This window comes from Loigolactobacillus backii, from assembly GCF_001663675.1.
GTDB lineage: Bacteria > Bacillota > Bacilli > Lactobacillales > Lactobacillaceae > Loigolactobacillus > Loigolactobacillus backii.
In genome coordinates, this window is the sequence record NZ_CP014873.1 from 236,835 (window position 1) to 262,000 (window position 25,166).

General features: G+C 40.7%; 23 protein-coding genes and 1 other annotated feature. Of the genes, 9 read left to right on the forward strand and 14 right to left on the reverse strand.

What is annotated here, in order from left to right:
• Window positions 1-249 precede the first annotated feature (249 nt).
• The 3 genes from AYR53_RS00935 to AYR53_RS00945 form a co-directional block, all read right to left on the reverse strand.
• On the reverse strand, window positions 250-834 hold the full coding sequence (locus tag AYR53_RS00935; RefSeq protein ID WP_068279825.1) for a TetR/AcrR family transcriptional regulator: 585 nt from the start codon (window positions 832-834) through the stop codon (window positions 250-252).
• 424 nt (window positions 835-1,258) lie between these two features.
• On the reverse strand, window positions 1,259-2,584 hold the full coding sequence (locus AYR53_RS00940) for a YhgE/Pip domain-containing protein (protein ID WP_068279819.1): 1,326 nt from the start codon (window positions 2,582-2,584) through the stop codon (window positions 1,259-1,261).
• 161 nt (window positions 2,585-2,745) lie between these two features.
• Complete coding sequence (locus AYR53_RS00945; protein WP_068279817.1) at window positions 2,746-3,456, reverse strand: GTP pyrophosphokinase; 711 nt, start codon at window positions 3,454-3,456, stop codon at window positions 2,746-2,748.
• 348 nt (window positions 3,457-3,804) lie between these two features.
• On the opposite strand from AYR53_RS00945, the gene AYR53_RS00950 reads away from it, so the two are divergent.
• Together AYR53_RS00950 and AYR53_RS00955 are read left to right on the forward strand one after the other, a co-directional pair.
• Window positions 3,805-4,962 carry an alpha/beta hydrolase gene (locus tag AYR53_RS00950; RefSeq protein WP_068279814.1) on the forward strand — a complete coding sequence of 386 codons (1,158 nt, stop codon included), beginning with the start codon at window positions 3,805-3,807 and terminating at the stop codon, window positions 4,960-4,962.
• A 6-nt stretch (window positions 4,963-4,968) separates the two neighbouring features.
• Window positions 4,969-5,259 (forward strand): YciI family protein, encoded by a 291-nt coding sequence (locus AYR53_RS00955; RefSeq protein WP_082920416.1) that lies wholly within the window; start codon window positions 4,969-4,971, stop codon window positions 5,257-5,259.
• 309 nt (window positions 5,260-5,568) lie between these two features.
• Here AYR53_RS00955 and AYR53_RS00960 read toward each other — a convergent pair whose 3' ends face one another.
• Window positions 5,569-6,036, reverse strand: coding sequence for an RrF2 family transcriptional regulator (locus AYR53_RS00960; protein WP_068279812.1), 468 nt, complete (start codon window positions 6,034-6,036; stop codon window positions 5,569-5,571).
• 445 nt (window positions 6,037-6,481) lie between these two features.
• On the opposite strand from AYR53_RS00960, the gene AYR53_RS00965 reads away from it, so the two are divergent.
• Window positions 6,482-7,537 carry an LLM class flavin-dependent oxidoreductase gene (locus tag AYR53_RS00965; RefSeq protein ID WP_068279809.1) on the forward strand — a complete coding sequence of 352 codons (1,056 nt, stop codon included), beginning with the start codon at window positions 6,482-6,484 and terminating at the stop codon, window positions 7,535-7,537.
• Entirely contained in the window at window positions 7,534-8,220 is a 687-nt protein-coding gene (locus AYR53_RS00970; protein ID WP_100071566.1) for an NADPH-dependent F420 reductase, read from the forward strand. The genes AYR53_RS00965 and AYR53_RS00970 overlap by 4 nt, the downstream gene beginning before the upstream one ends.
• 224 nt (window positions 8,221-8,444) lie before the next feature.
• Here AYR53_RS00970 and AYR53_RS00975 read toward each other — a convergent pair whose 3' ends face one another.
• Both AYR53_RS00975 and AYR53_RS00980 read right to left on the reverse strand, forming a co-directional pair.
• Window positions 8,445-9,632: an AbrB/MazE/SpoVT family DNA-binding domain-containing protein gene (locus AYR53_RS00975; RefSeq protein ID WP_068279802.1), complete on the reverse strand. Its 1,188-nt coding sequence runs from the start codon at window positions 9,630-9,632 to the stop codon at window positions 8,445-8,447.
• A 99-nt stretch (window positions 9,633-9,731) separates the two neighbouring features.
• Entirely contained in the window at window positions 9,732-10,421 is a 690-nt protein-coding gene (locus AYR53_RS00980; RefSeq protein ID WP_068279797.1) for a 2,3-diphosphoglycerate-dependent phosphoglycerate mutase, read from the reverse strand.
• A gap of 338 nt (window positions 10,422-10,759) precedes the next feature.
• Between AYR53_RS00980 and AYR53_RS00985 the strand changes: the two genes are divergently transcribed.
• Window positions 10,760-10,954, forward strand: a complete 195-nt coding sequence (locus tag AYR53_RS00985; protein WP_068279792.1) for a hypothetical protein — start codon at window positions 10,760-10,762, stop codon at window positions 10,952-10,954.
• On the opposite strand, the gene AYR53_RS00990 is transcribed toward AYR53_RS00985, so the two are convergent.
• Both AYR53_RS00990 and AYR53_RS00995 read right to left on the reverse strand, forming a co-directional pair.
• Window positions 10,951-12,162: a MalY/PatB family protein gene (locus AYR53_RS00990; protein WP_068279789.1), complete on the reverse strand. Its 1,212-nt coding sequence runs from the start codon at window positions 12,160-12,162 to the stop codon at window positions 10,951-10,953. The two genes, AYR53_RS00985 and AYR53_RS00990, sit on opposite strands and share 4 nt — an antisense overlap.
• A gap of 379 nt (window positions 12,163-12,541) precedes the next feature.
• Window positions 12,542-13,603 carry an AI-2E family transporter gene (locus AYR53_RS00995; RefSeq protein ID WP_068279786.1) on the reverse strand — a complete coding sequence of 354 codons (1,062 nt, stop codon included), beginning with the start codon at window positions 13,601-13,603 and terminating at the stop codon, window positions 12,542-12,544.
• 346 nt (window positions 13,604-13,949) lie between these two features.
• On the opposite strand from AYR53_RS00995, the gene AYR53_RS01000 reads away from it, so the two are divergent.
• Window positions 13,950-14,462, forward strand: coding sequence for a PTS sugar transporter subunit IIA (locus AYR53_RS01000; protein ID WP_068279783.1), 513 nt, complete (start codon window positions 13,950-13,952; stop codon window positions 14,460-14,462).
• Between the two features lie 178 nt (window positions 14,463-14,640).
• Window positions 14,641-15,030, forward strand: coding sequence for a PTS sugar transporter subunit IIA domain-containing protein (locus AYR53_RS01005; RefSeq protein ID WP_082920419.1), 390 nt, complete (start codon window positions 14,641-14,643; stop codon window positions 15,028-15,030).
• 177 nt (window positions 15,031-15,207) lie between these two features.
• Here the strand turns inward: AYR53_RS01005 and AYR53_RS01010 are convergent, their stop codons facing one another.
• From AYR53_RS01010 to AYR53_RS01020, 3 genes are all read right to left on the reverse strand, one after another.
• Window positions 15,208-16,512: a thymidine phosphorylase gene (locus tag AYR53_RS01010; RefSeq protein WP_068222360.1), complete on the reverse strand. Its 1,305-nt coding sequence runs from the start codon at window positions 16,510-16,512 to the stop codon at window positions 15,208-15,210.
• A gap of 881 nt (window positions 16,513-17,393) precedes the next feature.
• A complete protein-coding gene (locus AYR53_RS01015) occupies window positions 17,394-17,639 on the reverse strand; it encodes a hypothetical protein (protein WP_225359764.1) in 246 nt (81 codons plus the stop codon).
• A gap of 21 nt (window positions 17,640-17,660) precedes the next feature.
• A complete protein-coding gene (locus AYR53_RS01020; protein ID WP_068222351.1) occupies window positions 17,661-18,266 on the reverse strand; it encodes a hypothetical protein in 606 nt (201 codons plus the stop codon).
• Between the two features lie 245 nt (window positions 18,267-18,511).
• Between AYR53_RS01020 and AYR53_RS01025 the strand changes: the two genes are divergently transcribed.
• A complete protein-coding gene (locus AYR53_RS01025; RefSeq protein ID WP_068222348.1) occupies window positions 18,512-19,726 on the forward strand; it encodes an SAM-dependent methyltransferase in 1,215 nt (404 codons plus the stop codon).
• Window positions 19,727-20,025: 299 nt separating this feature from the next.
• Window positions 20,026-20,277, forward strand: a binding site (T-box leader).
• A gap of 138 nt (window positions 20,278-20,415) precedes the next feature.
• Window positions 20,416-21,216, forward strand: coding sequence for a 2-keto-4-pentenoate hydratase (locus AYR53_RS01030; protein ID WP_068222345.1), 801 nt, complete (start codon window positions 20,416-20,418; stop codon window positions 21,214-21,216).
• A gap of 88 nt (window positions 21,217-21,304) precedes the next feature.
• Here AYR53_RS01030 and AYR53_RS01035 read toward each other — a convergent pair whose 3' ends face one another.
• The 3 genes from AYR53_RS01035 to AYR53_RS01045 all read right to left on the reverse strand — a co-directional run bounded on the left by AYR53_RS01035 (window position 21,305) and on the right by AYR53_RS01045 (window position 25,017).
• Window positions 21,305-22,030, reverse strand: a complete 726-nt coding sequence (locus tag AYR53_RS01035; RefSeq protein ID WP_068222342.1) for an amino acid racemase — start codon at window positions 22,028-22,030, stop codon at window positions 21,305-21,307.
• 186 nt (window positions 22,031-22,216) lie between these two features.
• Window positions 22,217-23,473: a carboxylate--amine ligase gene (locus AYR53_RS01040; protein WP_068226173.1), complete on the reverse strand. Its 1,257-nt coding sequence runs from the start codon at window positions 23,471-23,473 to the stop codon at window positions 22,217-22,219.
• A gap of 2 nt (window positions 23,474-23,475) precedes the next feature.
• Entirely contained in the window at window positions 23,476-25,017 is a 1,542-nt protein-coding gene (locus tag AYR53_RS01045) for a UDP-N-acetylmuramoyl-L-alanyl-D-glutamate--2,6-diaminopimelate ligase (RefSeq protein WP_068222338.1), read from the reverse strand.
• Window positions 25,018-25,166: the final 149 nt, after the last annotated feature.

Genomic DNA, 25,166 nt, shown 5'->3' on the forward strand with positions numbered 1-25,166 from the left:
AAGGTATAACTTTAGCAGATAAAAAATCTTTTCGTAAGTAAGAAATTTCTCATTTTCAGAAAATAATTATATTTTAACGCGATTTTTACAGTCGTTGTGTGACCGATTAATGGGTACAAAAAGGCCGGCCGACCTTAATAGCCAGCTAGCCTTGGCAACACATACTACTCTTAAGCCGAAAATACACTCGAAAATCAACTTAATCGTCTTTTTGATTTAAACAAAGTACGGACCAATTATGCTTAATTTTTACTCCTTTAAGTGCCTAGCAAAGGTTCGAATGTTCCGCTCAACAAACTCATCCTGGGGCACATCCATCCCGGAATTATCGTAAGCATATTTAAAAACCGCGTTACCAAAATTGATCATAATGTAATTAGTGGTCTCAACCTCAATGTCAGTATCTTCACTGATCTCACCTTTAGCGATCATTTGGGTAAATAAACTCATCAAAATCCGCTTAAACTCATTAGGCAAACGCCGAATCACGGCGGCAATTTCTGGATACTGCCGTGCATCCCGTAGCCCCAATAAAAGCACACCCTTGTGGCCGGCAATAAAGTCGGCGTACAGTTTGGCACCATGAACCAAATCATATTCGATATTGCCCTTTAAAACGAAGCTCGCACTCACAGTATTAATATCATCTGAATAATCATCAATCAAACGTAATAGTAAAGTTCGCTTATTTTTAAAATGCCGAAAGAACGTGCTTTCATTAATACCAGCAGTGGCCGCAATTTTCTTCGTCGTGGTGTCCCTGAAATCATTTTCGATTAATAATTCAGAAAATGCCGTTAAAATCTTTGCCTCGGTTTTATCAGTCTTTGCCATATTCAACGATTCCTTTCACCTAGAAGTGCCGCAAAAAAGCTTAGATTCTACTCCGCAATTGTTGATTATTACTAACTTTGCTGCCGATTTCAATCGGCCTACAAGCCTGAGTCACAGCGAAAAGTGCTAATAAGCTTGCTGCTACGAACACTACCAGTTCAACTAAGGTAAAATTGGTCAAGTTGAAACATGGCAAGCACAGGAAACTGCCTTTTCAAACACGACTACGGCTAAGAAGGCTGGGACAAAAAGTCCTAGCCTCTTACTGTTTCCGAACATTGCTCTAGAACGTATGCCAAAAGTCTGGATTTACGTGCCTAACTACAGCTAATCCAATAACCATAGTACGGTTATTGGATTAGCTTACGTTACGCAGTAAACCCAAAACCGACTTTTGTCCCACTCCGAACTTTTCCAACACTTTCTAGCTCAATGACTCTAATTGTAACATTGGTTGCTTTTTGCGGAAAGTTACGATGATAAGATTAACTACAATGAGGCCAACAATCAGTAAACCTAATTGAAGCAACAACGAAGTTGAACTTGGGCCACCATACATGGTGTTAAAATCTGACATTACGCCATAGTAAATTGGTGAAACATAGTGCGCAACAGTGAAGAAACCATTCAACGATGCTACTGGAAGCGTTCCTGCACCAGCGACTACTTGAATCATCGTCAAAAAAATATTTAGTGTCGTTGCCACTTGTCCTAATATTAAAACCAAAACGGCGTTCAAATTATAGGCGGCAAAAAGCATCAAACTATGATTTATCCATAAACCGACAAACTTAGAACCAGCCAATCCCATTGACCAAACAATTGATGCGGAAACAATACTTGTACTAACAATTGCCAGAATTGCCATCGTTACTTCTAACAAACCAAAAGATTGGAAACGACCAAATTGTTTAGCAAATTTTACGTACGTTCCATAAAGTACCAAAACACCAATTAATGATCCAAGATAAATGGCCAGATTAGCGATAAACGGTGCCATTGAATTGTTCATGCCGCTTTTTACTTTATTTACCCGGTGAATTTTCGTTTTAACTGAATTGGAGACTGGTTTGTAGGTCTGCGCAACTTTTTGTTTAATTGCAGATTCCTGCGTGTTAGCTGTACTTTGAATTTTTTGCGTACCTGCTTGTGTCTTTTGTTGCAACTGCGCCGATAAAGCTGGTTGGCTAGCTGCTGGTGCGGCCGCAATCGTTTGTTTACCCGCTGCGACTTCTTTTTCTAAGGCACTCTTTTGTGTTGCTACGGATTTTTGCAAAATACCAAGTTGACTTTCGGTCAACATTGTTTGGCCTTTTTGAACAATCACTTGTTGATTCACATTTGCACCAATCGTCTTGGCAATGGTTCGCATACTAGAAACCACGGACGTTTGCATTGACTCATTGATATAAAAATTAAGTGCAGTTGACTTATTCTGCTTAATATTGGCTTGAAAATTATCAGGAATTGCAACAATAAAGTTTGTTTTGCGATCGTTCAAATCTTTCTTTGCCTGACTCAAGTTTTCGGTTGTTTTAACATGATCAAACGGAAGGGCAGATTTAAGCTGACCTTGTAATTTTTGACTAGCTTTATCTTGATTAACCACCGTAACTGATAACTGATCCAGGTTTGTCGGCATGGCGTGATAACCGGAATAGTAAATCATAAAAACAAAAACACCAAATAAAATAGCTACGATTAACGACAAAATTGGTCCCCGACTAAATAAAAACTTTTTTAACTTCATGTTATTACCTCCAAATTTCTATATCGAAGGATATCCTACTACTTTTCTAAAATGCATGCAAGTACTTGCTTTTAGATAACCATCACAACAAACTAAAAATAGGCAACCCCCTGTTGGGAGATTACCTATTAGTTCATCGTGAACCTTATTTAAATTTAAAATCAATTCTTATAGTCACTTAATTGTTGGTAAATATGCTGCATCTTACCCTCAATACCCGCCAACTCATCGGCGTAACTATGTAACTTAGCGCCGTATTTTTCAACAAGTGCCGAATCAATGTCGGTTTTATAGCGTAATTTATGTTCCAGACTGGCCCACATATCCATGCCAACTGTCCGAATTTGGATTTCGACATTGACTGATTTGCTACCCGTTGATTGAAAAACCGGCACAGAAACAATAATATGCAAACTACGATAGCCACTTGGCTTGGGATTCTTAATGTAATCCTTGCAACGAACCAAAGTCACATCAGACTGGCTTAACAATATCTTCTCAATCAAATAGACATCATCAATATAGTTAGTGACCACCCGAATACCCGCAACGTCAAAAATATGTTTTTGGATATTTTCCACTGATAAATCGTACCCTTTTTTAATCAGTTTATTTAATAAACTTTGAACATCCTTCATGCGCTCTTCCATGTGGTGAATTGGATTATGATCGTAATTCACTTGAAACTCCGAATCAAGGTTTTCGAGTTTGGTTCCAAATTCATTTGCCCCGGCCTGATAAAGTTGATAAAGCTGCGAAAGATTTTGTAGTTTCTTTATATTCGCAGATCCAAATGGTTTACCTGCCAACTCTCTTTCTAAATCCGAACTAATTTGTTTAATATTCATAAGATTTTGTCGTTCAAGAATCATAAAATAATGCCTCCACCACTTATTATAATCTTATCCCGGTTATTTTTACTTAGAATAACACAGAATAGGCGTTTCTAGATATTGGTTTAAGCAAAATTTAGCTAACTTTGTAGATAATTGGCCAAATTATTTTCTCTGTCCTAGGCCCTGTTTTGCCAATTTTGTCCCTGACTGATTTGATCTAAATGTAGTCATCCGCCTTTTTAAGCGCATTTAGACCAATCTTATTGCGAACTTAGCAAGAATAAATTTAAAAATATTCTTTGGTTGACTTTTGAAATAGATGATGTATTATTTCAGGTAATCTATAGATAAATAATATCCAAAGATAAAAAGGAGATCTTAAAAATGTCTACTAAACAAACAATTGTTGACCAAAAGGTAGCAGAGTTAGCACAGCTGACACCACAGTTAAGCCGTGCGATGGCAAATACTGGTAAAGAACTAAATAGTAACGCCATTATTGGCGATCGTAACTGGGCCTTAAACACCCTAGCAATTTTAATCGGGATGGGTGATATGAACGATCAGCTACAGGTGTACGTCAAGGCGGCCACCGATGCTGGAGCGACTGATAACGAAATTCAAGATGTTTTAAATTTGGCTAGTATTTACGCTGGTAATCCCCGTGCAGTCAATGCTGCCCGCTCAATTGCCCCTTATTTAAAGCGTGAAAGTGACCGTTTACGGCCTAACGTTACCGAAGAACTGATCAACGTTGGCGATCACGAAACAATGGTTTGGGATAACCACGCTGCGGGCTTTCCAATTGTCCTAATTCATTGTTTGGCCTTAGATCACCGAACATGGCGGGATGTTTATCCCGAAGTTGCCAAAACAGGTGCCCGGGTCATTGCCTATGATATCCGTGGCCATGGTTGGGCACGCAACGCCCCAGTAACGAAGGATTTAGATCAGTTGGCCGATGACCTTCACCACTTATTAGTTAAATTAGACATTAAACAGGCGGATATTTATGGTGCCTCTTATGGTGGTGCCATTGCTGAATCCTTCGCCATTGATTATCCAGCAGACACTCGTTCTCTAGCCCTGATTGCAACTGGACTAAAAGGATTTCCAGTTTTAGCCCAGCGAGCAGATGCCGCTGAAAAAGACGGCATGGAAGCCCAAGTGGCTGAATCATTAATTCGCTGGTTTACTCCTGAAACAATCGCTCGGAATCCTTGGGAAGTTCGTTATTCCCGTGAATGTGTCCGCCACATTAGCGTGACCAATTGGGCGGCGGCCTGGCGCGCTATGGCAGTAGGTGATGCCACTGCAGCTGCACGGACAGTTAAAGTCCCCGTTTTGGCTTTAGGTGGCAAACAGGATGCCTCCGCCGTTCCACCAATCATGAAACAAATGGCGGCCGCTTACCCTAATTCAAAATTAGTCACCCTTGATCCAGGCACGCATATGATGCCAATGGAGCAACCACAGGCCGTCGCAGAACAACTAATCAAATTCTATCAAGCGGTCAATCAAAATAATTTTCGAAAGGATTGATGTCACTTGGCAAGAAAAAAACACTTCGTAATAACTTACACACACGACGATATGGTTGGCTGGACCAAATATTTAGTACCCCATATTAGCTATTTAAAACGCCAAATTAAACACGGCAACTTGATTGTATCAGGCCCTAGTGAAGGCGAGCATAAACGCCAAGCAGTTCTGATTTTTGCCGTTAAAAATCGGCAGGAACTAACAAAAATCATTCAGCTTGATCCCTACTACCAACATGATTTAATTACAACAATGACCGTAACACCATGGAAACCGCAGTTTGGTGATTTAGGCTAGAGCGTGTTTGAAAAAGCGGTTAGATTCTATTCCGCAACTAAAGATTATTACTGGCCCACTGACGATGTCGATGGACTAGCCGCTAATAATTTTGATGCACCATATTGTGGCAAAGGCTAATAAAAGGCTGGGACTCTTTGTCCCAGCCTTTTATTGTTTCCGAACATTACTCTAGAACGTGCACCAAAAGTCTGGGTTTACGTGTCTAATGGCAATGTTTGAAAAAGCGCCAAGTTGAAACATAGCAAGCACAGGAAGCTGCTTTTTCAAACACGACTACAGCTAATTCAACCTAATAAGGTAGGTCGGCTAATCGTCCGCCGTAATCTGGCGCCAATCAACGTAAGCCGCAGTCTCATCGCTCAACAGATCAGCAATACTCACGCGTGCTAACGTATTCTTATAGTCATCTTCAGCCTTTTGAAACTGTTGACTAACTTGATCAAATTTTTCATTGAATGCTTCACCATCCAAACGCAATACATGATCGCGAAGATTATTCCATGACGCAAAGGAACCCTCACCTTCAACAGCCTGAAAAATATCCAGCAGTGTTATCTTGGTTGTTGAACGCGCCAAAGTAAGCCCGCCAGTTTTACTAGCCTCGGTAGTTACAATACCAGCCACGGCCAGTTGGTGCGTAATTTTATGAAGGTAGGAATCAGAAACTTGTAGAATCTGACTGAGTAATTTACTTTTTAAAGGTTGCTGATCCTTTTGCCGCGCCAAAATAACCACAACGTAAATTGCTTGTTCCACACCAATTTTAAATTTCATGAAGGCCACCCTTTCCCTACTTAGAACTAAGCTTGCCTTAATTATAGCGAAGTTAACTGCATAAAGGCAAAATCACCTGAAAAGATGCGAGTTAAAGATTGTTTTAAATGCATGATTTCGATAATATTTGTCTAATAGAGGCTAAGCTATTTGCACTATTCACTTAGCGTATGTGATGTATACGTATTATGCTATGACCATCAATTAAATAATCCATAGCCCAATGGTTAGAAATCAATCATAAACGACGGCAATAAATGAGGTTTATTAAACGCCAGGAATCTGTCTTTTCAAGCACATTTACACTAAATTGGACGGGTAAATACGAGTAAAGGTATTTTCCAAATACTCCCAAGGTAGAAAATAATTGCTTTTTTACTAAAAGTATAATATCCTTATTTCATCTACTTACAAAAAGTAAGCGAATGAATGGAGGCAGATAGCCATGGTAGACGTAAATAAATTAGAATTCGGTATCGAAACTTTTGGTGACATTGTTGCTAATGAGGATGGTAGCTTAAAATCAGCGGCAGAATCAATTCGGCAAATTATTCATGAAGGTGAAATTGCGGATCGGCACGGAATTAGTGTCATCGGCGTCGGTGAACACCACCGCCCGGACTACAGTGTATCTAGTCCGGAAACCGTTCTGGCAGCCATTGCAGCCGTAACTAAGAATATCAAATTGGCCACGGCCGTAACTGTTTTAAGCTCCGACGACCCTGTTCGCGTTTATGAACGTTTTGCAACGCTTGATGGCTTGTCCAACGGCCGCGCGCAGGTCATGCTCGGTCGGGGATCGTTCACCGAATCATTTCCGCTTTTTGGTTATGACTTAACTGACTATGATGATCTGTTCAACGAAAAATTAGAATTATACGATCAATTACGCAAAGAAAAGCCCGTTACTTGGTCGGGTAAATTCCGTCCTGCTCTGAAAAATCAGGAAGTTTATCCCAAAACTGAACACGGCGAATTAGAAACTTATATCGGTATTGGTGGCTCACCGGAATCAATTGTCCGCGCGGCCCGTTTCGGTTATAAAGTTATCATTGCTATTATCGGTGGCCAGGCCGATCGGTTTAAACCTTACATTGATTTATACCACGAAGCAGCTAAAAAGCTCAATATGCCTGAATACCCCGTTGCCGTTCACTCCCACGGCTTTATCGCCGACGATGGGGATGAGGCCGTCGAAGTTGCTTTCAAGAACATCAAAGCTAATTTTGATCGGATTGGCTTAACTCGTGGCTGGGCCCCAATGAGCCGCGAACAATTTGATAATGAAACCAAAGTTGGTTCATTTTACGTTGGCGATCCGGAAACTGTTGCCCAACGAATTGCGCGAACCATTGATTTGCTTGATCTTGGTCGCTTTGATCTCGTTTACGGCGCTGGCAACCAAACCGTGGCGCAACGGGAAAGAATGATTGAACTCTTTGCTACCAAAGTCATCCCCCGCGTTAAAGAAATCCTGAAGGAAAAGGAGGCGGCAAAATAATGACAATTAAACGCGTAGGCATTCTAGGTGCTGGTAAAGTTGGAATTGTTCTGGCCGGTCTGGCTTTAAAGGCCGGCTATGAAGTTCGAATTTCCGGTTCCGGCTCCGTTGAAAAAATTGATCTGATCATCAAGACACTTGTTCCTGGTGCCATTGCTTCAGAAAATAACGACGTCGTTGCTAACAGCGACATTATTATTTTGGCCATTCCACTGAGTCGCTATAAAAAGATTAATCCTGCTCTCCTTAAAGGTAAACTGGTCATCGACGCGACAAATTATTGGTGGGAAACAGACGGTATTCGTGAAGAGGTTTTGGAACCTAATTCTACTTCAAGTGAACAAGTGCAGGCCTACTTTAAGGACAGCACACTTGTGAAAACCTTCAACCACATGGGCTACCATAATTTACAGGAAGATGCCCGAATTAAAGGTAACCCCAAGCGCAAGGCCTTATTTGTTACTGGCGACGATCGTGCTGCCGTTGACGAAGTGGCTCATTTTGTTGACACGATGGGCTTCGACCAAGTTGTGCACTATGATATCAAGGATGGCATTATGACCGAACCGGGCAGTCCCTTATTCGGGGCCAGCTTAAGCTATAAGGATCTGAAAGATGTGCTTGACCATTTTGATCAAACTGAGTTCGGTAAAAAAGTTATGGCATCAAAATTGAACCGCTAATCATCAGAAACATCTCTTGAATTAAAAAGATAAATAAATAAGGCTGATCCTAAAGAATTTCCACTTTAGGGCCAGCCTTATTTATTTTTTAACCCGATTTTAAATAATTTCAAAAACAAACTAAGCTATTTAGGATTAATGCTACAGAATGCCAATTAACCTAGAATATGTTTGAAGATTGTTTTACTAACCAATAAGTAACCGATCCAGCATCAGTTAGTTAACTACCCTTCGTCCTCATCCGTCACCAATTGCGTCAAACTAATCTTGAAAGTGTTGATTGCAAAACTTTCTTGGGTTAGTAGTTGCAGCCGTCTAAACAGCATAACAATCCAAGTAAATGCCAGAATGAAGGCACTGATTTCAAACACGGTCAATGACAGGTAGCCTACCACTTGAAAAGCAATGGCCATAACGATCAACGCCGCCGCAATGCCATACGAGATTGACAAAAATTCTCTGGTCACTTGCGGCAGTAACCAACGAATCCCGATAATTAAAATAATGATCAAATAAACTAAGTAGGTGGCAACTCGGTCATGGAGGATATGAAGGTTGCTATTATTTGGAAAAAGCCCCACAGCACCTAAATCAATTGCCAACAACATCAACAAAATGCGCAGCGTCAGTAAGCGCCAATTGTTAGGGTATAACTCGTGTAATGAAACAAATAGATAATCAATTAACGCGATGAGAATAAACGCAGCAATAATCAAGGTGAAGTTAAATTGCCAACTCGAAGTTGCCGAATTGGTGCCTAAAAAGCTCAAATTATACTGCCACCAATGACGTTGGCCATTCGCAGCCATAGCAATCACAACTCCAGAAACGATAACCATCGCGAACAATGTGATCAGGCGGACAGAATCAAATGAGCGTGCTACTAGCAACATACAGCAATTACTAATAAAATTGAATAATAAAAAAATAATTGTGGCGGTCCAACAATCCAGACTTGCACCGGTAAAAAGTGACCCCAATAGCCAAAAGACCCCCGTCAGCACCAGTAATAAAATAACCGCAAAAGAAATTATTATCGTTGGAAAATTACGCCAATATAACTTGCTGGCCGCTGTATTTTCGATTCGTCGTTGTTTAATAAACGTCACACCAAAAACTAAAGAGCCAGTCAGCACCCCCATTACGATCACAAAAGAGGCAATCGAATAACTACCCGTCAATTTGACTTCATTTATGCCGTTTATTAGCCAATAGATCAACAAACCAATACTGCTTAATAAGGTCACAATCGCCGAGCCTAAATACTGCCGCCAATCTGATTTGGCGGTTGTTTTCGTCAGTATTAACCGATTGTCCTGAATCGTCATCGTCAATTCGTGTTCAGTATTCAAATCCAAACGGCTAACAATATCATCTGGCACCCGAATAAAGTACCCCTTTTCCTTCACCATACCCAACTCCATATTAAAATTTTTAAATTCTGAACTCTAATCTGCTATCTAAAAAACAGGCATTCCCACAAAAGGAGAATGCCTGTTACCATGCAATTACTAGTTTAATTTCTTCTTACTAACAACGTTTAACTTAGCGTCCAAGTCATAAACAACTGGTTCGCCAGTAGCCATTTCAACGTCCATGATGTCAGCATCAGAGATGTTTTCAATGTACTTAGTCAAGGCGCGTAATGAGTTACCATGTGCGGCGATGATGACGTTTTTGCCGTCTAATAATTTAGGCGCAATTTCGTCTTCCCAGAATGGGATAACACGTTCCAAAGTAACCTTCAAGTTTTCGCCACCAGGAATAGCACGCGGGTCTAAGTCAGCATAACGACGATCTTGTGCTGCAGAGCCTTCGTCACTAGCATCCAATAATGGCGGTAAAGTATCGTACGAACGACGCCAGATGTGGACTTGTTCGTCACCGTATTTTTCAGCAGTTTCTTTTTTGTTTAAGCCTTGTAAAGCACCGTAATGACGTTCATTTAAGCGCCATGTCTTCATTTCTGGGATCCATAATTGGCCAGCGCCTTCTAATGCGTAATGTAAAGTCTTGATGGCACGCGTTAATACTGACGTGTAAGCCTGATCAAATTCGATGCCTTCTTTTTTCAATAAAGCACCGGCGTTTTGTGCTTGGCGTACGCCTTCTTCACTTAGATCAACATCGACCCAACCAGTAAATTGGTTAGATAAATTCCATTCACTTTGACCGTGACGGATAAAGACTAATTTTGCCATTTATTAATAACCTCACTTTTATTTATTATTCTAGTTTATTGTACACTTTCACGAAAAAAAAGCATAGCCTTTAGCCACTTTTTCCGCTATATTTCAGAAAACAATTTTGTATTCTGAAACCAAATCATCTAAAATAAGGACATTCAAACTAACGCTAGGATTCACTCATTTTGCGGCAGAGCTCAGTTTAAAAGTATTCTATTTGCGACTTATTAATGATGGACTAATGCCTCAAAAATAAGTATTGATAAAAACGCCAAAAAATAAATAACGACCACGACAAGGTTTATTTTTGACGTGATCGTAATTTAATTCGTTATCATTAGGAGGAAATAATTTTGCGCAGAGTTGTTTTTGGTATTTGGTTTCTCAGCATGTTTTACTTTATAATTTACGCTTTTATGCCTGGCTACAAGGCGCTGGTCAATCAAAGTGGTGTCCTATCAATTTTGCATGCGATCATGGGAATTATTTTGATGGGTGGACTCTTTATTTACGTTGTTACTGGGCTTCACCACTTCTTTACGCGTTAATCAATACTGGTGTGATCTGCTTGTAATTTGGTCAGACCGGCAACAATATTAGCCACTGCCTTATGAACTAACTTAGGGTTAGTTGCTAAATTTAGCCGGACAAAGCCTTCATCTCGTTTGCCAAACCACTGGCCATAATCGACGGCCAAATGGCAATCTTCTTGAATGAACTCCTTGGTTAATCCAGCAGGAACAACCTGGCGCAAATCAAGCCACGTGAGGTAAGTCCCTTCTAGATCAGCGATTTTAATCCCCGGTACCTTGGTCGTTAGTTCACGCCGCAGATACGTATAATTATCCCGGACAATCTGCAGAATCTGATCTAACCATTTATCGCCGTAAGTATAGGCTGCTTCAGCGGCAACTTGGCCCAACACGCTAATCTCCGTTTCGTTAAAACGTGTCTTGCCAGCATCGTAACGTTGGCGAATTTTAGGATTAGGAATGATGACGTGGGAATTCAACAAACAGGCAACGTTGAAAGTCTTCGATGGCGCCGTGACGACGATTAAATTATTCTGAAAGGCACCTTTGGCAACGGACAAAGCAGAAACAAACTTTTTTGTGCCAACTTCAATGTCCTGGTGAATTTCATCAGAAACAACAAGAACGTTATGTCGTTTGCAAATTTCCAAAATCTGCTGTAATTCATCCGCGCTCCAAATTCGGCCAACCGGGTTGTGTGGTGAACACTGAATGAATAATTTGACGTTTTCGGTCACAATTTTACGTTCAACGTCAGCAAAATCGATTTCGTAATGGCCATCTTGATTAACTAACTCTGAAGTAACTAACTTGCGGTGATTGTCCAAAACGGCATTATGGAATGGGTAATAAACCGGCGTTAAAATGAGAACGGCGTCATCTGGCTGAGTGAAGGTATTGACAATACCATACAAGGAATTGACGACGCCATTATCAAAACGTAGCCAGTCCTTCTGCAAATCAATATTGTGGCGCCGTTTTTGCCAGGAAAAATAAGCATCATAGTATGAATCAGGTGTAAATGAATAACCATAAACGCCGTGAGCAACTCGTTTCGTAAGCGCCGCTGTCACCTGTTCAGGAACTTTGAACTCCATGTCAGCTACCCACATTGCAAGCAAATCAGGATCACCGTAGCGCTCATTTAGAGCATCCCACTTCAATGAATTTGTTCCACTACGATCAACTGCATACTTTTTTATAAATGCTTCTGTATCTGCCATTTATCTCATTTCCTTTCAATTTTCAAACCACTAAAAAAGCTTTCATCCTGATCAATTATGATCTTCAGGACGAAAGCTTTTTGATTTCGTGGTACCACCTAAATTTGCTCTAACTTCACAGTTACAGCCTTGCGGACATGGGGTTGATTGAAAAAGTGCTTAGGCCTTTCAATCACTCCCATGCCCAGCACAATATCGTGTGCAACCCGGTTATTCAGCCTTGCAACCAAGTAACAACTCAGAGCTCATCTTCGTAACGAAGCACCACTTTTTCACATTACCAAAAGTTTTCTGTCTGGTTAATCGTTACTACTCTTCTCTTCAGCGTCTCTCATCTGTTTTTAATTTAAGATCACTATACGGCGAAATCAAATTAATGTCAAACGTGTTTCCCCTTTTCAGGTGGATTCTCTTCCGCAATTGTTTGCGTATTTTCACTAATTGATTTCACACCTAAAATATCAAGTAAGAACGTAAAAATCGGAATGCCAACAATCAGGCCCCACGTTCCAAATACCCATTCGCCAATCATTAGGACAACAAACGTATAAAATACGGGTAATTTGGTCCGACTCGACATAAATTGCGGATTTAAGACGTACGTTTCTAACATGTGCACGACAAGGATCATGATTAAAATGTAGGCAACGTCGCGGATGCCCCCAACTGAATAACCAATGAGCGATAGCGGAACACACGAGATAATGACGCCGGCAACTGGCACCATGCTCAGCAAGAAGACCATGATTGCTAAACTTGGTAACTGCGGCATTTTCATTATCGCCAAAATAATTGTGGTAATGATCGTATTAATGAGGGCAATAAAGACTTGCGCCTCAATGACAACACCAAATGTATTCACAAATTTCTTAGCAAAAAAGAAAATATCATTAAAGAACCAGGCGTAATGGCTCTTTAAAAACAACCGGGAAAAACTATACATTCGATCACGATCAACGGTAAAGAAGAAACTCAAAACTAACGATAACAGGAAGGTTGCGCCCATCGAACCAACACTCGTTATATAACTTAGGGCAACGGTCACGCCACCTTTAAATTGGTTAACAAGATCTGAACGTTTGATGTAAGTATTTACCCAACGCAAAACCTGATTAGTATCGTGATCTGGATTCTGATAAAATTTATAAACCGAATTGACCATCTTAATTGTTTGATTCGCAATCACCGGTAAATAATTGGTGACCGCCAAGTACAGCAAGTAAATGACCAGTAAATAAATGACCACCACAATGACGGCCGAGGGCACCTTAACAAACCGCCGCACAAATTTAACCAGTTGCAAAACGAGAAACGTAAAAATAAAGGTTAACAGGATGACACTGAGCATCCCCCGCGCCAAGTACAACACAAAAATGATTAGTGCCAATACCGTTACCCGCCGCAATTCGGTATTTTTGAGAAATCTATTCCAAACAGACAAACAACCACATCCATTCTCTTTTATTCCATTACAGTAATCATTGTACCAACTTAATTAAGAAAATACGGCGAAACCAGAGAAATGTAAGAAATTTTTCTCAATTAGCCGTGACAGCAAAATTATTAGTGCTTTATACGGCGACTTGGATCGCAATCTCGCCTACCAATAACAAGCCGCAATTGTAGCGTAGTACTTGAACGCTATTTGTAGACGCTCAACAGCTCAATCAGTGTCGCCGCTAATAATTGTTACTATGCGTAAAATTCAAATGCTTTTGAGACCCACTCTAATTCATGTTAGAATAAGCGTAGAAAATTTTCAGAAAACAAAAGGAGCCTATCATATCATGGCAAAATTATCCGCTGCAACACTGTTTGACCCAAACGCCGTTTTTATTTCCCAGCAAACCAGTCAACAGGCTGTTTTTCAAGAAGTATCCCAAAAATTAGCCACTTTAGGCTACGTAAAACCAGGCTTTCTGGCTAATATTACTGAACGTGAGCAGAAAGCCCCAACTGGCGTTGACCCATCCGTTATCGTTCAAGACTACCCGGCAATTGCAATTCCCCACACTAAACATGGTGAATTTGTTACTACCGAAAAGATTGTGCCCGTGAAGTTAACGACACCAATTGCCTTTGGAAATATGACAAACGCAAAGGCGGCGCTTCCCGTTTCGTTTCTTTTCATTATTTTAAACGATGATCATGAAGGCCAGGCCAATCTTCTGGCCGATTTGATGAACTTCTTCACTTCATTGGATCGGCAAAATTTGTTGTCATTCTTTAAGAGTGATGATCCAAAAACAATTTACGACTTCTTAATTAAAAATTTCAAAGTAACGATTGCTCACGACTAAGGAGTGTTCGAAATGGCGCCTAGAGAGTATCTGGAAAAGCGCTTAGATTCTGACATTACCCTACTAGCGACGCTGATCGAATTACCGGTTAAATTTTTTAGACACCCCTTGCCTTTTTGTAGGTTATTTTAACGGTTCGCGCTAAAATAAAATTAACTTAATTTAAGAGGTGGGTCCAATGACCAAAATAAAAGTTATCGTCACTGGCCACGGCCACTATGCTAGCGGTATGCGCGACGCAATTGAAATGATTGTTGGAAATCCGCGCCACATGACTTTCATAGATTTTAGTTCTGATGATTCAGAGGATGATTTGCGTGAACGTTTTATCCAGGAAGTTAACACTGCTGGCGGTAAAGACATAGTGTTCTTAACTGATTTACTCGGTGGCACGCCATTTTCCGTTGCCGCAGTGCTAACTCAAACTAACAGTCACATCAGCATTGTCGCTGGCGGCAATCTGGCCTCATTATTAGAAACTTTATTTAAGGATTATCCCTCTGGTCGCGCCTACGCTGAAGATATTGTTCACATCACGAAAAACGCGGCCTCGGTTTTACCACAATAAAATGCTTAAAGAATTATGCCAGGAGTGGGCCGAAAGTCGCCTTTGGATTCACTGCGTAACGTAAGCTAATCCAGACTTTTAGCGCACGTTCTAGAGTAATGTTCAGAAAAAAACGAGGCTAGGACTTTTGTCCTAGCCTCATTGCATTTATTCTTTAGACTATTTTTTAATTATTTATTATTCCGCAACTACTTGGTGAATTAATTTAGTATCTTTACGCATTTCACCAAGCTCAATGGCGCCACGAACTTCTTCTTGGGCAGCAACTGAATCAGCATCACTACTGTAAACTGTTGCCAACACTTCGCCGGCCTCTACGGAGTCACCAATCTTTTTCCGTAAAACAATTCCGGCTGCTAAATCTAATTTTTGCTCCGCATTCTTCCGCCCAGCATTTAAGGTTTGAATAGCGTGCCCCATTTGATCAACATCAATGGTACTTACGTAACCTGAGCTGCTGGCCCGAACGTCATTTGTGTAAGCAGACGCAGTCAATTTTTCTGGATGATCGATAACGTCTGGATCGCCACCCTGACTAACGATTAAATCACGGAACTTAGCAAGAGCTTTCCCAGTTGCCAAGTTACCAATTAAAGCAGCCCGCGTATCTTCGGCGTTGGCCCCGTAACCACCAAGCTGTGCCATGTGCGTTCCTAATTCCAGAACTAATTTACGTAAATCAGTTGGCCCACCATTTTTTAACGTCGCAATAGCTTCCACAACTTCTACGCCGTTACCAATAGCGTGGCCCAAGGGTTGACTCATATCGGAAACAACGGCCAGTGTTCGCCTACCAACCTCATTACCGACGTTAACCATAAGGTGCGCTAATTGTTCAGCCTGCTCCTCATTCAACAGATCATGCCCGCTACCAGTTTTAATATCTAAAATAACGGCATCTGCACCGGTTGCGATATTCTGACTTAGCGTTGAACAGGCTACCAAGGACGGAATTGCCATCGTATCAGTTTCGTGCCGCAACCGCCGTAACTTCTGTTCGGCCGGTGCCAACTCATCGACTGGGGCAGCGATTGCCAGACCAATCTCCTTGACGGCCTGGACAAATTCATCCGGCGTTAAATTAACCCGAAAACCAGGAATTGATTCTAATTTGTCTAACGTACCGCCTGAATGATTAAACGAGCGCTGACTTAATTTAGCGACGGGAATGCCTAAACTAGCAACTAAGGGCAACAGAACCAAGGATGTTTTGTCCCCTAATCCCCCAGTAGCGTGTTTGTCCACTTTAATCCCCTGAATAGCAGATAAATCATAGACGCCGCCGGAATACGCTAATCCCATTGTAAAGTCTGTTAACTCAGTTAAATCAGTACTATCCTTGAAAGCTAATGTCTCAAGAAAAGCACCCATTTGGGCATCAGTCACACTAGCATCGCCGAGCCCCTTGATTAAAAAGGAGATCTCATCTGCCGAAAGCGGTTCTCCGTGTCGTTTTTTAGCAATTAATTCTGTCATTTGCATTACGAAATACCTCCAGATTAGGTCCATAAACAAAAAGCCGTTACTTATTAAAAAGCATACGGCTTTAACGGGACGCTTGTCAAATAAAGCTAGCGTGGTAAGTAGAACGGGCAATGGTATCGGAGTGGGACAAAAGTCGGTTTTGAGTTTACTGCGTAACGTAGGCTAATTCAATAACCGCTCTATGATTATTGAATTAGCTGTAGTTAGGCATGTGAACCCAGACTTTTGGCGCACGTTCTAGAGTAATGCTCGGAAATAACTAGGGGTTAGGATCTTTGACCCAACCTCAATGGTATTCCCAAGTTTAGATCGTGTTTGGAAAATACCTTATTAGTGTTTACCTGACCAATTTAGTGTAAACGTGTTGGGAAAAGCAGCTTCCTGCGGTGACCGAGACGAACTTAGTCGAGGAAATACAGTTATGGACTTTATAACTGTGTTCCTTGTTTTTGCCACAAGAATAGACAACATTCGTAGCATCATGAGTTATTTGCGCTTTTTGCAAATAACTAACCGTAATTGCGAAGTAGTAGTTGAATGGACAACGGATGAAGCATCAAAATTATTAGCGTTTTGGGCTAATAATCCTCAATTGCGGAATAGTAGCTACAACAGCCAAATCACCTTTTTCAAAGGTGATTCGTCTGTTTAGGCTGCGACTCGGACTTCGGTTTATCCTAGATCGACATCGTTAGTAATCCTTAATCTAAGTCATGCTTGGAAAGTGCTTTTACTTTTCTTTGCCTGACTAATCTATGGAAACGTGTTTGGAAAAGCAGATTCCTGCGGTTAGCTACAACAGCCAAATCACCTTTTTCAAAGGTGATTCGTCTGTTTAGGCTAATCCTCAGAATCTAATCGCTTTTCCAAACACTCTGTTATTTCTTACCGCGACCATAGCGGAAATACAGCCAGGGACCAATTGGTTGAATTAAAGTCACTGGCAACCAAACAAATTTATTACCGCGCTTAAAACTTGAACGATGTAAAATACTGCGAATGGCCAGACCTTGCACAATAAGCTCCGCAATGGCCACCGGCACCAAAATTTGGCGGCGCCGCAATTTGCGGTAGCGTTGTTGTAATTTTTGATCTTTAGCTTTTACCTTCGTATCAGTCATCATGATCCCCACTTTCCAGTTTCATTATGGTTTGGCAATTGTTGGTTGTTGACTATTCTGTGTGGCCGTTCGTTTCTGACTGCTAATCGACGCATTATTTGAAGAACGTATGCCTCTGGCCGTGGAGCGGACAGTTGTGTAGTAAGTTTGATTAATCGATTTTTTAGCAAGTAATTTTCGAATAGCCGCATTCGAACCAACAAAATTACCGTTATCACTTAATGAACGTGCCTGTGCCAATTCATGCTGATAATTCTTTTGTTGCTTGATAACCGTTGGTAACTTAGCTCGCAGTGTCTTTGCTTGCTTAACTAACGTTGAATTGCCATGTTCAGTTGCTGCCACTTGTTGTAATTTTTCTTTAGCAGCGGACTTTTTGGCCTGCTGAACGTCCGTATCGGCGGTGCGCATTAACTTAACCTGTTTTAATGAAGTTTGTGCCGTCTGATCCGATTTTTTAGCAGTTAACGCCTTATTATATTGTGCTTGTGCCGTTGAATAGTTTCCTTTATCAACCGCCGATTTTGCTTGTGTCATTGCATCTTGGTAATCACTATTCGCTTGGCTACTACAACTTGCTAGTAATAAGCCGCTACCTAAAATCAATAACACGGAGACCAATTTTTTCACGGGAAAACACCCTCTCAAACCCGTTAATTAATTTGATTACAATAATTTTTTAACCAGTTACACTAAAAAGCCATGTGCTTCTTGAATACTTTCTCGTCAAAGTATACCATGTTTACGGTTACTTTTCCTGCACTAGTATATTTTAGAATTAAAAACACTTCATTAACTGCTTACACTTACTACTTTTCAGAAAGTGGCGTATACTGTCTTTTATACTTACATTGCGAGAGGAAGGATTTTGGCACATGCTTGAAAAGACTTTTTATAAAACACTCTTCAGTCACTCATTTAATATTCCAGTTAAAGTAAATTATTGGGACGGCAAGAGTGTTGTTTACGGTGAAGGCGAGCCAGAAGTCACCATCACATTTCACGAAGTAATTCCAATGAAAGAGATTCTAAACAATGCTTCATTGGCACTTGGCGAAGGTTACATGGACGGTAAGATTGAAATTGATGGTGGACCTTACAGTATTCAAAAACTATTAACGGCGGCATACGAGAGCGCTGGCAGCTTTATGCGTAATTCAAAATACATTCGTTTCCTACCTAAACAGTCCCACACTGAAAAACACAGTAAAGAGGACGTTCAAAGTCATTATGACGTTGGGAATGACTTTTACCAGTTATGGTTAGACTCAACAATGACTTATTCGTGTGCTTACTTCCAATCACCAAAGGATACGTTGGAGCAGGCTCAAATGAATAAGGTTCGCCATATTCTAAATAAGCTGGATCCACAATCTGGACGAACCTTGCTTGATATTGGCTGTGGTTGGGGAACCTTGATGCTAACAGCTGCAAAAGAATATGGTCTCCACGTTACTGGGATTACTTTGAGCCAAGAACAATACAATTACGTTCAACAACAAATTAACGATCAAGGACTACAGGATGTCGCCGATATTCAGCTGACCGACTACCGCGAATTAAAACACGAACCATTTGATTACGTTACTTCAGTTGGTATGTTTGAACACGTTGGCAAAGAAAATCTTGAATTATACTTCAAGACGGTTAGCAAATACATGAAGGACGATGGCGTGGCTTTGATTCACGGCATTACGCGGCAACAAGGTGGCGCAACCAATGCTTGGTTAACTAAGTACATTTTCCCAGGTGGTTATGTCCCTGGTTTAACTGAAAATATGCAGCACATTATCGACGCTAAGTTACAAATTGATGACGTTGAGCCTTTACGACGTCACTACCAGCACACGCTTGAAATTTGGGATAAGAATTTTAATGACCATTTGGATGAAGTTACCAAGCTTGAAGGTGAACGGTTTACTCGCATGTGGGACCTCTACTTACAGGCCGCCGCTGCTTCATTTGAGTCTGGCAACATTGACGTTATTCAATTCTTAATCTCTAAGGGTGCCTCCGGTAAATTTATGCCAATGACCCGCGATTACATTTACGCTAAAGAATTGGCTAAAGAGTCTGCAACTAACGATTAATTACTTTAAGGGAGTGGGACAAAAGTCCTTTTTGGATTTACTGCGTAACGTAGGCTAATCGAATAACCATAGTACGGTTATTTGATTAGCCGTAGTTAGGCACGTGAACCCAGACTTTTGGCGCACGTTCTAGGGTAATGTTCAGAAACAATGAGAGGCCAGGACTTTTGTCCCAGCTTCTTTTTGTTTGCATTAAAATATCATCATATTTTAATTTTCTCATTTTTAATCTAAAATAGCTATTGACATCCATCAAAATCAGCCTTATAGTAACACCATATTAGAAATAGATGAGATATAAATAGACATTGATGAGGAAAAGTAATTGATTGTCGTTGAGTCAGCGAGTTTCGTTAGGTGCAAGGAAACATCACGACAATTTTTGAAAATCACCTTGGAGTTATGACGCGAAGCTTAAAGTAACCGTCATTGGTAGCAACCATTATTTTGCTAGCGTATCGAATAATTCTGATTATTATTCCGTACGTGATGAGTTATGTTATGTGAGTAACATAAAAATTTGGGTGGTAACGCGATTAATCGTCCCGTAAAGTAGATTTTCTACTTTGCGGGATTTTTTTATTGAAATGCACTATACGTATACTTAATATTACCCGCTTTTAAACACACTCACTTTATTGTTGAACAGTCTCACCTATTTCTAAAAACTATTTGAGGAGCTGATTTTTATGTCAGAAAAGAATGTACTTGCTACAAAGAACGCCACTGAAGAAGAAGTTGCTAATGATCTGTACCAAGCCTTGGTGACCAAACGGCCATTAACTGCAACTGACTACGAGGAAAAAGTTGCTAATTTTGATACTGCCTATCGTGTTCAACGTGCTTTTACCGAACTTAAAAATGAAGCTGTTGGCGGCTATAAAGTCAGCCTAACCTCCGAAGAAACCCAAAAAATGTTTGACTCTGATTCACCATTTTATGGCGCTGAAACAACCAGTGCCTGGCTCAAAAATTACGCGACAGTTAAACTCAGTGATTTAATGGATCCCCTACTTGAAGTTGAAATGGTCTTCACCGCAAAAGAAGCACTTTTAGCAACGGATTCATTGGCCGAACTGCTCAGCAAAGTTGAGGTCTCGGCCGGCGTTGAGCTGCCTGACTCACGGTTCAAAGATTGGTTCCCTAGCCTTTCGAAATACTTAGTTGTTGCCGATGGTGCCGTTGGTGGCCGGGTAGTTTACACAAAACCAACGACTGCCAAGGTTGCCGTTAACGACTTGGCCGGTGTTGATTGCACCTTATCCCTTGACGGAAAACAACTCGGCACTGGTAAATCCTCTGAGGTTCTCGGAAATCCGCTCAACTCATTACAATGGCTAGTTAAAAAATTAGCCGAACAAGGTGTTGACTACCCTAAAGGTACTAAAGTTTCCAGTGGCACTTTCCTTCTCCCACCACATTTACAAACGGGCCATTACGTTGCACACTTCAGCAAATATTTTGAAGATGTTGAATTAGACGTTAAATAATTAGAGCGTGTTTGAAAAAAGAGACAAAATAAGCTCCAAGCCTTCAGAAAAATAGCTGAAGGGCTTGAAGCTTATTTATTCGGTTAATTTATTTTGCCTGTCGTTCTTGCCGTAATTTTAGAGCCAACTCCAGTGTCCGATCCGCAATTGTCGACTGAGAGTCAACAACTGGGTAATTATGATCCGGCGCCTTTTCTTCGGCCAATGATAACTCAGTGCAACCTAAAATAATGGCGTCAACCTTCATATCCTGAACCATATCAGCCAAAATTGTGTGGTAAAGTGTGGCGTCAACGTGGCCTTGTTCCTCTTTAATGGAGGTATAAATCAAGTCGTTGATTTTCTGCTGAATTGCAGGTGTTGGATCAACTTCCGTGTAGCCAGCCTTTTTAATTATTGGTTGGTAAACGCCACTCGCGACAGTTCCTTGAGTCGCCGCCAAACCAATTCGTTTGGCCGTCGGAAATTTATGCTTGATTTCCTTAACCGTTTCTTCAGGCATATTTAAAAATGGCACGTCACTAGCTGCATTTAGCTCATCGTAAAAATAGTGGGCCGTATTACAGACCATTACCATGAAATCAGGCTTTAATGAATTTTGTTGTTCCACATCTTCTAGTAAAGTCGGCAAAAAATTCGTTTTGCTATGATCTAATAGATAAGTTGTCCGGTCCGGTACAGTCGCGTGATTGACCAAAATATAGTTTAAATAATCTTGATCATTTTTGGCCGGCGTTCGTTGATTTAAAATTCGAATAAAACTATCCGTCGCCATTGTGCCCATTCCACCTAAAATCGAGAAAAATTGTTGCATCCTACCAACCTCCTAAAAATGCGAGCATAAGGTTAAAACGATGAACTACATGCGAATACTTATAAAAGCGTTCCAGTCACGAGCGTTGTTCACTAAATGAAATTAAGCACGGAAAGATACTTTTTCAAGCACCTCTAACCCAAATTGGTTAGAAAAATACTACCATAACCAATTTTCAAAGTCAGCCTATTCCTTATTTTCCTTGAAGTATTGGGCAAAACGTCCATTGTACAAATAGAAAGAATAACGCTGCAAAATATACCGCTTTAAGTTGCGGTCACCCTTGTAAAAAACAGTTGTGCCGTAACGTTTGGCCGCTAATAATTTTAGGGCTCGCTGCTTATCGGCATTGTCCCGTGCGTATTTTTTGAAAACTTTAGCGGGAACACCTAGCCACAACATTTGTTTAGACTCATCTTTGTTACCATAGACAGTTGGTTTATCTTTCATTTCACCTGTGACGTAATCTTCAACTGGCATTTGTGCCAAATTATACCCATTTAAAGTAACAAAGAAGCTGCTACGACCTTGGCGCAAATTAATTTCAAATAATTTAAAGCTCTTATCCCGGGAATCATACTTCATATCGAAGTTGCAATAACCGGTAAAGTTGATTGCCTCCAAAAACTTCTGAATCGTATCGTACAGTGCTTGATTATATTCAGGTAAAATTGCGACGTAGTTACCAATATCAGCTGGCGTTGGATCCTCCAATAATGGATGTCCCAAACACATTAACTTCACGTGGTGATACTGATCAACATAGCAGTTTAACGTGCGCATGTTGGAATCATCACCAGGAATAAAATCTTGTAAGATAACGTCGGAAGTATAGCCGTTATCGTAGATTTTGCTGACAATATCGTCAAATTCTGCCCGAGTTTTAATTCGAAACGCCTTTTTACGTCCTTCAAAATGAATGTCTAACCATTCAACAGCATTTGAGGGTTTCAACGCAACTGGAAATTGATATGGAACATCAATTTTTGCAACGCCAGCCTTATAGTCATCCCACGTAATAATTTGGGTTAACGGATGGGGTAAATCATACTGATCAGCCATTTCGTAAAAGGCTTCTTTACTGATTAATTTCTCGACAAGATCATAATCAACGTAAGGAACAACAAACGTTTTTTGTAGAAACTCTTTATGCTTAGAAACAAGTTCAACGTAGCCATCACCACAAGCAATTAAAATCACTTTTTTATGAACATTTTGATAACGCTTGGCGATCTTCTCCATGCTGGCAATAAAACCAGGATCCTCATTAAATCCCGGGAAGGTTTCGACGTCAACTACTTTACTGTATTTAGTTGGAGCAAATTGGACACTGGCAAAGGCCTGCACTTTTTTACCGTAGCGCTCATAAAAAGCCCGTGCCATTCCATAAACATTAATATCGCTCCCTAAAAGTACTGGGATAAAATCAGTTTCACTTTCCATCATTAATCTTTTAATCCTCTCACAATTTCTTTAGCAACGACCATGTCAGTTGGGTAAGGCGTATCGACACCACGAACCTTTTGGTAGGCGTCGTCACCCTTTCCGGCGAGCACGACAATATCATTTTCCGTACTCAATTCAATGGCCTTGCGGATAGCCTTGGGCCGATCTATTTCAATTGTAACGTTGACTTTCTTATGGTCAATGTTTTCATCAATTTGTTTAGCAATTTTTAAAGGATCTTCAAAACTAGGATCATCTGTTGTTAAGAAAGCGACATCTGCGTACTCACTCAGAACCTTAGCAAAGCCTGCCCGGCGGGAAACTCCCTTATTTCCTGGACTACCAACGACAACAATCACTTTATCCGTCTTTTGCTGACTTTCTAGAAAACTTAGTAATGCTTTCATACTGGCATAATTATGCGCATAATCCGCGTAGATGGTGCCATGATGTTCCGTTTGCAATGATTCCATTCGTCCTGGAACGTGGACAGTTCTTAATCCTTGCGCGATTTCTGCTTGACTTGCCCCCGCTAAACTAGCGGTGACCGCAGCGGCTACGGCGTTACTTTCATTAAAGTTACCAGGCAAATTTAATTCGTAAGTTGCGCCATTACCGATCTTCTTAGCCTTAGGCGTTACCGGATAAAATTCAAACTGACTTTCAATTAAATCGGCCTCATCACTTTTGAATCGGTAATCAACCGGTGGAACTGCCATTTTAGGCTGAAAATCTTGATGGGCAAATAAATAAATATCTTCTGGCTGGCTAGTTGTTTTGGCGGCCTGATAAACATCCAATAAGTGGTCCGTTTCAGCATTAATGACGCAGATTTTCGAATTAACTAACAACTGTAACTTGCAGTGTAAATAATCCGCGAAGTTAGGGTGCTCCGTCGGTCCAATATGATCTGGTGTAATATTCAAAAAAACACCAACGTCAAAATGAAGTCCGTAAACACGTTCTTTTTTGTAAGCCTGGGAAGAAACTTCCATCACCAAGTGCGTCATCCCTGAATCCACCGCCTCGCGCATGTCGTGAAAAAGATCCAGTGATTCTGGCGTCGTTAAATTAGATTTAAATTCCTGCTCTGGTTTAGGCCCAATAATTCGATCAATCGTTGAAAATAAGGCTGTTTTATCCGATGTTGTTTCCTTTAAAATATTACGGGTGAAATAGCTCGACGTTGTCTTACCCTTAGTCCCAGTATAGGCAATGATGAAGAGTTGATTTTGCGGAAAGTCATAAAACGCCGCACTAATTAACGCCATTGCCTTTTGAATATTAGTGACAATAATCGCAACTAGACCCACGCCCTCTTCTAGTTCGGCCTCGGCCATATAAGCCGTTGCACCATTTTTCTTTGCCGTTGATAAATAATCTGGTTTAAAAGCGCCCTTACAAAAGAAGAGTGAGGCCTCCGTCACCTTACGTGAATCGTAAGCAATCCCCTTAAAAATGACGTTTGGTGCATCAGTGACCTTTTTTAATAGTTGATGTTCATTTAGTAATTCAATAACTTCATTTAGTTGCAACTGCATGATGATCCTCCTTCAGATGCCCAATTAAAACCTGTTTGAAAAAGTAGCATCGGCATTCAAAAATTACGTAAAACCGTTTTTAATACGTGATTTATTATAGCATAAAAGCCCCGTTTAAATGAGATTCTCACTTTTGTTTCCGAAAAAAA